The organism is Candidatus Zixiibacteriota bacterium (genome assembly GCA_014728145.1).
In the GTDB taxonomy this organism is placed as follows: domain Bacteria; phylum Zixibacteria; class MSB-5A5; order JAABVY01; family JAABVY01; genus WJMC01.
The window spans coordinates 1-12,163 of the sequence record WJMC01000124.1; the positions used below are offsets into that span (position 1 = coordinate 1).

The 12,163-nt window shown below is 49.4% G+C and carries 11 protein-coding genes; 5 read left to right on the forward strand and 6 right to left on the reverse strand.

Going from position 1 to position 12,163, the window contains the following annotated elements; genetic code table 11:
- The coding region (locus GF404_07435) for a hypothetical protein (protein MBD3382012.1) at positions 1-143 on the reverse strand (143 nt) is incomplete at its 3' end.
- A gap of 151 nt (positions 144-294) precedes the next feature.
- Positions 295-1,431 carry a hypothetical protein gene (locus GF404_07440; GenBank protein ID MBD3382013.1) on the reverse strand — a complete coding sequence of 379 codons (1,137 nt, stop codon included), beginning with the start codon at positions 1,429-1,431 and terminating at the stop codon, positions 295-297.
- Between the two features lie 282 nt (positions 1,432-1,713).
- Here GF404_07440 and rfbB point away from each other — a divergent pair, with 282 nt between their 5' ends.
- The 3 genes from rfbB to GF404_07455 are packed head-to-tail and all read left to right on the forward strand — an operon-like array spanning position 1,714 to position 4,163.
- Positions 1,714-2,811: a dTDP-glucose 4,6-dehydratase gene (rfbB, locus tag GF404_07445; protein MBD3382014.1), complete on the forward strand. Its 1,098-nt coding sequence runs from the start codon at positions 1,714-1,716 to the stop codon at positions 2,809-2,811.
- Positions 2,792-3,697 (forward strand): NTP transferase domain-containing protein, encoded by a 906-nt coding sequence (locus tag GF404_07450; protein ID MBD3382015.1) that lies wholly within the window; start codon positions 2,792-2,794, stop codon positions 3,695-3,697. The genes rfbB and GF404_07450 overlap by 20 nt, the downstream gene beginning before the upstream one ends.
- Complete coding sequence (locus GF404_07455) at positions 3,687-4,163, forward strand: dTDP-4-dehydrorhamnose 3,5-epimerase (protein ID MBD3382016.1); 477 nt, start codon at positions 3,687-3,689, stop codon at positions 4,161-4,163. The genes GF404_07450 and GF404_07455 overlap by 11 nt, the downstream gene beginning before the upstream one ends.
- Here GF404_07455 and GF404_07460 read toward each other — a convergent pair.
- Entirely contained in the window at positions 4,160-4,969 is an 810-nt protein-coding gene (locus GF404_07460) for a metallophosphoesterase (GenBank protein MBD3382017.1), read from the reverse strand. The genes GF404_07455 and GF404_07460 overlap by 4 nt on opposite strands.
- A gap of 211 nt (positions 4,970-5,180) precedes the next feature.
- Here GF404_07460 and GF404_07465 point away from each other — a divergent pair, with 211 nt between their 5' ends.
- A complete protein-coding gene (locus GF404_07465) occupies positions 5,181-5,924 on the forward strand; it encodes a hypothetical protein (GenBank protein MBD3382018.1) in 744 nt (247 codons plus the stop codon).
- A gap of 3 nt (positions 5,925-5,927) precedes the next feature.
- The gene (locus tag GF404_07470; GenBank protein MBD3382019.1) at positions 5,928-7,685 is read left to right on the forward strand and encodes a response regulator; all 1,758 of its coding nucleotides are present in this window, start codon (positions 5,928-5,930) and stop codon (positions 7,683-7,685) included.
- A gap of 30 nt (positions 7,686-7,715) precedes the next feature.
- Here the strand turns inward: GF404_07470 and GF404_07475 are convergent, their stop codons facing one another.
- The 3 genes from GF404_07475 to GF404_07485 form a co-directional block, all read right to left on the reverse strand.
- Positions 7,716-8,708: an alpha/beta fold hydrolase gene (locus GF404_07475; GenBank protein MBD3382020.1), complete on the reverse strand. Its 993-nt coding sequence runs from the start codon at positions 8,706-8,708 to the stop codon at positions 7,716-7,718.
- 57 nt (positions 8,709-8,765) lie between these two features.
- Entirely contained in the window at positions 8,766-10,904 is a 2,139-nt protein-coding gene (locus tag GF404_07480; protein MBD3382021.1) for a prolyl oligopeptidase family serine peptidase, read from the reverse strand.
- A gap of 162 nt (positions 10,905-11,066) precedes the next feature.
- Positions 11,067-12,163, reverse strand: a 1,097-nt coding sequence (locus GF404_07485; GenBank protein MBD3382022.1) for a PQQ-binding-like beta-propeller repeat protein, incomplete at its 5' end; no start/stop codon positions are given.

Here is a 12,163-nt window from a genome sequence, read left to right on the forward strand (position 1 = left end):
GTTCCACCCTGGAACTTGAGGTACTTGACTCCATGGTGGCCCGATGGAACCTGTGTTCCGCAACCGGTGAAGACCACCGGGAGCATAAACATTACGAACATCAGAACCAAAAGCGAACTGCGGCGGATAGTTTTCTTCTGCATATTTTCCTCCTTGTTTTCACAATTATCTTCAATACCGACAAGTTAGACCGATTAAGTCAAAATGCAACAAAATTAAAAACACAACCGACCGTTTACTCATCAGTGTATATACAGGCATGGGCGAAATTTATTTGAAGGAAAGTGCGGATAATCAATCGTCGTTGCAGGGGCCCGGGGCATTGAAGAAAATCCGGTTGACCATGGAGATCACATCGGAAACATCCAGCACACGGTCGCAGTTGTAGTCACCGGCCCACAGCGGGAGCGGGGGAGGACCTTCTTCAAAGATGTAGCGCACCAGGAAATAGGCATCGGATACATTGAATTCACTGTCATTGTTGCTGTCACCGATCAAAAACTGATATTCGAACAGGCCGATATCGTTTCTGATTCCGTTGTAAGGAAAATCCGGGCTCTGGCCCGCACCCGCATCGATCAATGGTGACAGGGGATCGACCCGGAAGTCGCCTCCCGCGGGGTCTAAAAAAAGCGGATCGCGGAATATATTGAAAAAGGTGTCGCAGGGAATCAGGTTGAAATTGAGACAGCAGGAAGTATCCCCGTATTCCTCGAAGCAGTTACCCAGGTCGCCTCCCAGGTTTCCGTAAAAATCGTTGTAACTGATCTGGGGAAAGGAAAAGAAACAACTTATAGCTCCCCAGGGACTGCCGGTTTCGATATTGTTTTTGTAGAAAACACTGTTTTTAACAACAGTACCATCGCATAGGAGAATATGCATAGCTCCGGCTGAATCCGTGGCGTTATTGAAGGCGAATACGCAGTTATTTATGACCGCGCGGGAATTGTCCAGACTCATACCGCCCCCCACAAAAGCGGAATTGTCGTCGATCAGGTTGCGATATAAAATCGGGTTGCTGTCCATAAAAGCACAGCCTCCCCCGGTGATGGAGTTGTTGTGCTTGATGATGTTGTTCGTGATTTTCGGGTTGGAATTACTGCAACAGAGAATTCCGCCCCCCTGGTAAGTACCACCGGTAAGGGTGCCGAACCCGGCTCTAATCGTAAAACCATTTAACCGGCAGGCATTGCTTTCACCTGAATGAAAGATCACCACCGATCCGGAATCGGCCTCACTGCTCTGGGAACCGTCGATTACGGTTTCCTGCACCGTCTGCCAGCTGGAATCGTACAAAAACAATGAACTCAGGAGGATATCTTTCCCGTTCAAGTCAATGTTCTCGTAATAAACGCCAACAGCGACGAGTACCGTATCACCATCCTGGGAACCTGTAATTGCTTCCTGGATAGTAGGATAATCTTTCGGCACTTCAAATATTGCAGCGGAACTGAACGAAGCCCAACACAGCAGATATAATAATGCCGACACCAGCTTTTTAATCATGTCTAACCTAAAGTTGCAACCTACACGGTTAGTTTCTTCTAACCTTTTGGTGCCGACTTTGACAGTATAACTAATTTATCCAGAAAAGCAAGTTTTATGTTCGGTAAGAAAGTCCAATTTTATCGGTAAATTCGATACCCACAACGACAACTTGACAATCCGGGAATCCGGGGGTATAATGTAAGGTGATAATCGGCAGTAACTTGGATGAAAATAAACGACCACAAATGGGAACGACGGATCCTCGTCACCGGCGGGGCCGGATTTATCGGCGCTAATTTTTTATTGTACGAGTTACCAAAGCATCCCTCATGGCTGTTTGTAAACCTCGATAAACTGACCTACGCGGCCAATCCTGACAACCTGATCGACCTCAAAAACAGTCCAAACTACATCTTCCACAAGGGGGATATATGCGACCGCAACCTGCTGGTTGATCTGTTTGAACGTTATAATTTCGATGGACTGATCAATTTCGCCGCTGAAACTCATGTCGACCGCTCGATCATGGATCCTGATTTCTTTTTTCAAACGAACCTGATGGGTACCCTGAGTTTGCTGGAAACTGCCAGGAAATCCATGACTGCCGGGCGCGCATTTCGCTTTCACCAGGTTTCAACCGACGAAGTCTACGGAAGCCTGGAAGGCTCCGGCAGGTTCAGCGAAACAAGCCCGCACCGGCCTTCCTCGCCCTATGCCGCCAGTAAGGCTTCGGCCGACCAGGCAGTCATGGCATACCACAGGACCTACCGGATGGATACAGTTATTACCAATTGCTCCAACAACTTCGGTCCCCGCCAGTACCCCGAAAAGCTGATTCCATTGACGATCCTGAACTGTCTTTCGGGCAAATCGATCCCGATTTACGGCGACGGCCGGCAGGTTCGCGACTGGCTCTACGTGGAGGAACACTGCCGCGCGCTCGAACTTGTCTTCGAACACGGCAATAGCGGTAAAGCATATAATATATCAACCGGTTACGAGTGCGAAAATCTGGAGCTGGTCAAAATGATTTGTGAGCTTGTCGACCGTATCAGCGGCGAGACCGGTCATGCCGACCTGATAAAATTCGTGGCCGACCGTCCCGGACATGACCGCCGTTACGCGCTCGATGCATCCCGCATCGAGACCGAACTGGGATTTGAAGCCAGCTGTAAGTTCGAGCATTGTCTCGAACAGACCGTGAAATGGTATATTGAAAACAGCCGCTGGCTGAAAAATTGCCTGGGATCAAACTATCAAAAATATTACGAACGCTGGTACGGCAACAATCCGGGAGATAGCGATGCTCTACAATCCGATTAAGAAGGGGATAATCCTGGCCGGGGGACGGGGAACTCGCCTGTATCCTGCCACCAGTGTGCTTTCCAAACAGCTTCTGCCGATCTACGACAAACCGATGATCTACTACCCGCTGGCCACATTGATGGAAATGGGAATCCGGGAGATAATGATTATTTCGACTCCACTCGATCTTCCCAGGTTCGAGGCATTGTTTGGCGACGGAAGCCGTCTGGGGCTGAGATTTCGATACACCGAACAGCCGAGCCCGGAGGGGATCGCTCAGGCATACCTGATCGGACGGGAGTTTATCGGAGACGATCCGGTGGCATTGATCCTGGGAGATAATTTCTTCAGCCATTACCAGCCATTCAGGGATTATGCCACAAAGTTCAAAACCGGCGCGGTAATTTTCGGCCGTTATGTCCAGAATGCTTGTCGTTACGGGGTGATTGAAATGAATCATGCGGATCAGATTAAAAGCCTGGTGGAAAAACCCCGGAAGTCCGAATCCAATTATGCCATGACCGGTCTCTACCTGACCGATGCGCGTGTCTGCGAAATCGCCGAAAAATTGAAACCTTCGAAACGTGGAGAACTCGAGATCGTGGATGTGATGAATAATTATCTGTCATTAAACCAACTCCACGTCTGGATTATCACACGCGGTGTCGACTGGATCGATGCCGGAACCCCGTCATCACTTCAAACGGCTTCCTGGCTGGTCCAGAAACATGAAGAGAAAACCGGAAAAAAACTCGCCTGCCTCGAGGAAATCGCCTACCGTCGGGGATATATTGACGATGCGCAGGTGAACGAAATCATCGATTACTACATTGAAAGTGAATACGGTGAATACCTGTTCAAAAGGGTCAGTGAAATACGAAAGCGGAAAGAAAATGAATCCTGATTACAACATTACGGGTGTAGATATCAAACGGCTGAAAGCTTTTGAGGACCAGCGCGGATGGCTGGCGGAAATTTACCGGGCCGATGAGCTCGACGAGGGACAATTTCCGCAGATGGCCTACATCTCAATGACCCGACCGGGGATGAGTCGCGGGCCTCATGAACATCGCTGTCAAACCGACCTGTTCTGCTTTCTGGGAACTTCAGATTTTGTGTTGCTTGTATGGGACAATCGTCCAGACTCACTAACATACCGGAAGAAAGCCAGGATTGAAATTAATAGAGAAGAGCTCGTATCGGTAAAAATCCCGCCCGGAGTAGTCCATGCCTATAAAAACATGGGTGAAAACGAGGGTTTGATCCTGAACGCCCCGAACAAGCTATATGCCGGCAGAAAACGCAGGGAAGAAGTCGATGAGATCCGTTACGAGGACGATCCCGGAAGTCCTTTTAAAATTGACTTTTAGATTTCTATCCGGTCGTTTTTATCCACATCGCGATTGAAACAGGAGACTGTGCGGGTACGCCCGGTTTCGGGATCGATATCCAAAAGCAGGGAATTGAATATATAGTCGTTTTCAGCCACTTTTTTGCGAGGAAACAGAGAGGTCATGTACGATTCAATGATTCCCTCCGGACGGTAACCGACGACCGAGTACTTACTGCCCAGGATACCGACATCGGAGATATAAGCGGTACCGTTGTCGTCCAGATTCAAATCAGCGGTCTGGACAGAAAAATGAGTACCGATTACCGCACTCACCCGTCCACTCAGAAAATAGCCCAGGCACAATTTTTCGGAAGTGGCGTTGGCATGGAAATCAACTATGATTATTTTGGCTGAATCTTCGTGCTGTTTGATAATACCTTTGGCGGCCATAAAGGGATCATTGAGCATGGGATTTTTGAAATTTGTACGGCCGAAAACCGAAATCACGCAGACCGGAATATTGCTGGATGTTTCCCTGATGGTAAACCCACGACCGGGGTTGCCGATGAAGGCGTTGGCCGGACGCAGTACGAAATCATAGGAATCCAGAAGCTCGACCGTTGCCCGTTTTTTAAAGCAGTTGTCGCCCAGGGTGATAACATCTACCCCCGCTCTCTCGAGATCCTCGACATCCTCGGAATTAACTGAAAAACCATTGTCGATTTTGTTGCCGTTGACGATCACGAAATCGAGTTCGAGTTCATTGCGAATCCGGGATAGGTTTTTCTGCAGGATCGTTTTTCCACGCTTGCCGACAACTTCGCCGACGAAAAGAAGTTTCATTATGAACAAGCCGCCTTTCCGTTAAAGGGCTAAAATAAGGCCTTCTTCAGAAAACGCAAAAACTATCTGTATATATTTTGTACAGCCTGTGTTTATGAGGGTTTTAAGCCTGTGGTGTTCCTCAACTAATGCTACTGCATGCCGATATTTTAATTAACTGAGCTACTCAGTACCAGGTGATAATAAAGTAACGGGAAACCTCGGAGATGTTGTGAGTATTCCAAACACGAAGTATATTGACGTATCCAGATCGGAAGGTACGGAGATCGATCAACTTCTGGAGTTGATTTCGCTTTTCGTACACGATCTCGAGGGACCCCTGGCCGCCATGCAAGCGATCCTTAGACTTCTCGAAAACGACCGGCTCGACTTGAACAGGAAAAATCATGTCGATCTGGTCAAAAGCAGTGAAGTTGCCATGGAACGCGCCCGCGCCATCATCGGCGATTTAATGTTTATTTCAAAATCGGGCCAAATGGGCATTCCGGTAATGATGGAAACCGTCCCTTTCAAGCAGTTGATAGAAAACAGCCTCGAGCTGATCTCATCGACTGCCGATGAGCAAGGTATAAGAGTCGTCGTCAACCATCCGGACCGGGATTATGTTGTCGCGGCCGATCCGGGCCTGCTTTTGCGGGTCATGGATAACCTCCTGTACAACGCTATCCGGCATTCTCCGCCCGATGGCGAGATCATCATAACAGGGGTTGCGCGCAAGGGCTACCTGATCGTCACGATCGCCGACCAGGGTCCCGGGTTTAACGATTTCGATCCCAATGAACTGTTCGACAAGTTCAGACAACTCGAACTCCGCAAAGAAGGCAAGCACCGCGGGGTCGGTCTGGGATTGTTTTTCTGCAACCAGGCAATATCTGCCATGGGGGGTAAAATCTGGGCCCAGGGACGTCCCAAAGGAGGAGCTGAATTTAAGTTCACACTAAAGATAGAGGAGTAAATCATGGCACATTTGGATGGATTCGAGGCTGAATCTTATCTGAAATCGGGAGCCAATGAACTGCGTGTTCTCGAATACAACGTCTGCGGACATGCATTCGGAATCAACATTCTCAAGGTTAAAAAGATTGTCTCGCACATGAACCAGTTCATGTCCATGCCGGAATCTCATCCAGCCATTCGAGGCGTCTTCGAGGACCGCGGTACCGTGGTACCCCTTATCGACCTGGCGTATTTTCTGAGCATTCCCCGCAGTGATGAGGAACCGCCCCAGAAAGTGATTATTACTGAGTTTTTTGAAATGACCAACGGTTTCTGGGTTGACCGAATCGACTGGATTCATCATTTCAAATGGGAAGATGTCATCGACCCGACCAAAGTAATGCACGGTTTCGACCAGCGCTACGTAATCGGGATTGTCAAACCGAGTGAAGACCGTATGGTTTTGCTTCTCGATTACGAGAACATCATCATGGATATCAGCCCGCAGTTGAGACAGGTAGCCAACTCCCAGATTTCCAAGGCAGCTCCTGTTGTCGGCGGGGGACGACATATCCTGGTGGCCGAGGATTCTCCGGCGGTGCGCACCATGCTGGCCTCCGAGCTGGAAGACCTCGGTTTCGAAGTCCTCCAGGCACGTGACGGCAAAGAAGCGCTGGATGCTCTTGACAAGTACGATGGATCGCTCGATCTGATCATCTCCGACGTCGAGATGCCTCGTATGGACGGTCTGGCATTAACTGTCGCGGTCAGGGGAAGCAAATTCAGAAACACACCGGTCATCGTGTATTCATCGATCGGAGATATCGGCATGAAAGCGCGTGCCAAATTCCTCAAGGCCAATGCCCATATCACCAAGCTCAATTTCGATCAGCTGATTGAGCAGATCGGTGAACTTATCGGCAACGAACCGAAGGATTCGCCCGCGGTTGAAATCCAGCCTGAAACGGAAACCCCCGAGACAGGGGAAGAAGTTGAAGCGGAAACCGCTTCCCGGGATCAGGCGGAAACCGAATCGGTGCCGGAGGACAAACCTGAAGACTCAATGGTGAATGAAGACCAGGCTGAAGTTAAATCAGAAAGCGAAGAGGCTCCTTCCACTGCGGATACGCCGGTCCCTGAAGAAGAGCAGGCAGGTGATCCAGAAGTCGCGATGTCAGCCGAAGAGGAACCGCTTCAAACGGCCCCGGAAAAATCAGTTGCTGAAACTGAAATTGAAGCCGGGCAATCCGGGGATGATGAGCCCATAGCTCAACAGGAAAATTCCGAATCAGATCAGGAAACTGCTGAACAAGTTTCACAAGACAAACTCAATGCCGAAGCTGAGCCCGAAAAAGAACGGGCTGAACCTGAGCAAAAACAACCGACAGAGCCGGAAACTGAAGCAGTCAATGATATCGCGGACACCATAAAATCCGAGAGTGAACAGGTCGAGAAGGCTGTCGAGGAAGGGATCTCGGGCAGTATGGGTATGATGCCGTCGATCGGTCAGGATGAAGCTCTTTTGACTCCTCCAATGCCGGATATAAATGATAAACCGGTCGAAAAAGCGGTCGAAGATATGGCGCCGTCGACTAAATCATCCGGCAAAGACAAGAAGTCATCAAAATCCACCCGATCTAAAGCCAAAACCGGTAAAGCCAAAGACAAATCCACAAAAGCGAAAAGCGCAAAGTCCAAAGCCGGCACAAAGACTAAATCTTCATCAAAGAAGAAATCCACACGCTCTAAAAAGAATAAGAAGGAAGAAGTATTTGTGTAGGCGATAGATACGCAGTTCAACGGGCGGGGATTATTCTCCGCCCGTTTTGTTTATGACCGAATCCAGAAACTCTCCGCTGATTTCAAAAAACCTGTTTTTCTGTTCAATAAACGGCCTGTGGCCTGACTTTTCGAACATCACCAGCTTCCCATTCGGCAGTGCGTCGGCGATCTCTTTTTGTACAATCGGCGGACAGACGCGATCGTAGCGCCCGCTGACGATCAGGGCCGGGCATTCAACCTTGTTTAACTGCGGAACCAGTTCAACATCCCTGAGAGTCCCCTCCACCGACCATTCCGGATCGGGTCCGACAATGGCGAGGTAGACCATGTAATTGAATCCCACCGACAGGCTGTCACTGCTGAGTTTCCAGATACTGTCCATGATAGACGCGTTGTCCGGATCGTAGTAATACATCTCACTGATGTCCGGCCAGACCTTTTCGAAAAGTGAATCTGAAGTCGCTAAGCCCGCTGAATGCAGTGAATCGAAAACTGCCCACTGTTCGGGAAACTGCCGTTGTAGAAAATATTTCATACCATCAATATTATACTTTTGAAAGGAATCTCTCCCTGAGTGAGTGCAGGAAGTTATGACTGCATGGCAGTGGCGGGGGTATTTCAGCGCATACATCAAGGCCGGAGTACCGCCATAGGAATGGCCATAAACAATAATCCTTTCAGCTCCCAGCGACTGCCTGACGGCCTCGATGTCGAGCACGTCTTTTTCGACGGAGTAGGCGTCTTTGAGATGATCCAGGTTTTCTGAACGCCCCCGTCCGCGGTTATGCACATACACCAGCCGGCCATATTCGAGCCAGTCGGAGTGGGTATACCGATAAAAATTCGGATTGCCCCCCGGACCGCCGGCAATAATCATAATCGGCATACCTTCACCCTGCGTTTCATAGTAGATTTCCACGCTGTCCGGAGTCAGTGTTGTATAGCCTGTTATCTCCTGAGCGTGCGCGCTAAACGGCAGAAGTATCATAAGCAATGTTAACATCGCAATAAGTTGTTTCATACCAACCTCATGAAAAAACGCCCCGGTCTCTATGGCCGGGGCGTCGAGATCATCAATCTATTTATTAATTCCGAAATGATCGAAAATAAAGGCATATTCGAAAGCTATATCTTTAATGGCGTCGTAGCGACCGCTGGCTCCCATATGCCCCTCACCCATCTTGATCTTGAATAAAAGCGGGTTGTCATCGGTTTTAGTGGCACGCAGTTTGGCGGTCCATTTGGCCGGTTCCCAGTACTGCACACGGGGATCATTGAGACCGGCGGTGATCAGAATCGTGGGGTAATCCTGTGCCTTGACATTGTCATAGGGTGAATACGAACGCATATAATTATAGTATTCTTCGTCATTCGGATTTCCCCATTCATCGTATTCAACCACGGTGAGAGGAATGGTGGGGTCCATCATGGTGTTGATCACATCCACAAACGGCACCTGCGCGATCACGATCTCAAACAGGTCCGGCCTCATATTCATGGTTGCGCCGACAGTCATACCGCCGGCCGAACCTCCCGCAACAACCATTTTTTCTTTGGACGTGTAATTCTCTTTGACCAGGTGTTCTCCGCAGGCGATCAGGTCGAGGAAGGTATTGCGTTTTTTAAGAAGTTTGCCCTCTTCGTACCATTGCCGGCCCAACAGGCCTCCCCCACGCACATGAGCCAGCGCCCATACGAACCCGCGGTCGAGAAGCGACAACCTCACGCTCGAGAACCAGGGGTCCATGGAACTGCCGTAGGCGCCATAGACATACAGGTAAAGCAGATTCGTACCATCCTGCTTGAATTGATCTTTTTTGTAGACCATTGAGATAGGAATCTCGGTGCCGTCATGGCTGGTGGCATAGACCCGCTTGGTCTCATACTGGCTGGGATCGTAGCCACCAAGGACTTCCTGCTGTTTTTTGAGCTCGCGCTCGCGGGTTTCCAAATCGTAATCGTAGACCGAACGGGGAGTTACCATAGAGTAATAAATAAAACGCAGTTTGTCGGTCTCGTATTCCGGGTTGGCACCACCGCTGACAGTGTAGATAGGCTCAGGAAAATCTATGTAATAGTCACTGCCATCGCTGAAGTTGTAAACATGGATATTATTTAGTCCCTTCTCGCGTTCGTAAATTACCATGTAGTCTTCGAACAGGTCCATACCGTCCAGCTTTACCTCAGCGCGGTGGGGTATTACTTCCTCCCAATCATCCATACTGGAGGTGCCGATCGGGGCTTCCACCAGCTTAAAATTTTGGGCATCCTTGTTGGTCATGATCAAAAAGCGGTCGTCATGATGATCGACATCGTATTCGACCTCACGTACCCGGGGCGTGATGATTTTAAATTTGGCATCAGGCTGGTCGGCCTTTATGTAGTGATATTCACTGGTGTTTTTAGAGCCGATTCCGATAAATATATATTTTTCACTGCTGGACTTGCCCATGCCCATCCAGAAAGCATCGTCCTCCTCGTGAAAAACCATCGGGTCATCGGCCTGCTTCGAGCCCAGTTTATGGCGGAACGCCTTGTGGGGACGATTGGCTTCATCGCGCATTGTATAAAACAGGGTCTTGTTATCGTTAGCCCATACAACGGAATAGCCGATATCGGTAATCGTGTCCTTGAGATATTCCCCGCTGTTTAGATCCTTGATTACCAGCGTGAAACGCTCGCGTCCGAGGGTGTCCATCGAGAATGCCAGAAGGTTGTGATCCGGGCTGACCTTCATGGTTGCGATATCGAAGTAATCGTAGTTTTCCGCCAGCACGTTCTGGTCCAGGTAAATCTCTTCTTCAGCATCCAGTGAGCCTTTCTTGCGGCAGTAAATCCTGTACTGTTTGCCCTCTTCCGTGCGCGTGTAGTAATAATAATCATCGATCTTGGTGGGCACATCCTCATCGGTTTCCTTGATACGGGACAGGATTTCGTCGTAAAGCTCTTTCTGGAACTCATTGGTGTGTGCCATGACTTCTTCGGCATACTGGTTTTCCGCTTCGAGGTAAGCGATCACATCCGGATCCTCCCTGTCCCTGAGCCAGAAATAGTCATCTGTGCGAATTTCGCTGTGAAAAGTGTCGACTTTGGGGCTGATCTTAGCCACCGGCGGTGTCGGTTGTTCCTTTGAACCGCAGGCCAGACCGACCGCCACAAGAGCTGATAGAAAGGTTGTGAACAGAATCAGTTTAATGCTTGTTTGAAAAGCTTTCATCATTACTCCTTATAGTAAAAACATAGTTCTTCAGGCTATCCTGCAACATCTCACGGATCGGATAAATTTCGGAAATCCGCATAAAATGTCAACCGAAAGATAATAATATTTAACGGGGAAAAACGAGTCCGGTTTCCCGGCAAGGTATAATTTGACACATTTTCAGCAGTCGGGAAGCATGTCACCATCTGTATCGCAGGGGTTTGCGCCGTTCTGGAAAATAAACGCCAGCAGGTAGACCGCGTCGGAAACGTTCACCAGATTATCGCAGTTAACATCACCGGCATCGTAGGGTTGCGGGGCATCGCCCTGCAAGAAGACGTAATTGATGATATAAACCGCATCGGTGATGTTCACCATCTGGTCGAAATTGGCGTCACCGCAGTCGTAGTCTTTCTCCAAGACGATAATTTCACCGGTCAGCAGGTCATTATAGCTGTTGTCATCTTCGGGATTAATGCTCTCATAACTGATGCTGAATACTGCTCCGATCAGTGAAGGGAACTGGAAATGATCAAAATCAATGGAAACCGTATCACCGCTGGCCAGATCAGTGATCTGGACCGTATCGAGATAAACAACCGCGCTGGAATCCTCAATTTTACAGGTAACAAGGGCGGACTGACGTCCATGACGGAAGTTTTTTACCACTGCTTCAGGTGACCATGTAGCGTTTGGTAAAATCCTTTTGGGAATTTCGGCTGATTTCAATCCCAGATCCAAAGCACCGGACCCGAGCGCATAAAATTTACCGTCGAAAGCCCCAAAATACAGATATCCGCGATCATCGATTGTGGCGGATGATTCGATCCCTCCGCCGGCCTTGAACTTGTAGCGCAGTGAACCGTCGGGATAGAAGGCATAGAGGTTAGAATCGCGCGATCCGATATAGATGATACCGTCGCCGTCGATAGTGGGGGAAGCGTCAACCGGACCACCGGTCTTGTATTTCCAGATCATCCGGGCCGAATCGACATCGTCGGCCAGGGCATAGACACAGCTATCGTAGGAACCGAAATAGATCGTCCCGTCCTCGGCAATCGCCGGCGAAGATTCGACACCGTCGCCGGTTTCGAAGGCCCACTTGAAACTGCCGTCGGGATGGAAAGCAAAGAAGCTCGTGTCCACTTCGACCGGTTGTATTCCAAACGCTCCATACGGATCGGTTCCGACATAGATACTTCCATCGGGACCGATAGCCGGAGAAGCATCGACCAGGTGACCGTCATAGAAACCGCCGGTAGGCGCGCTCCAGAGCA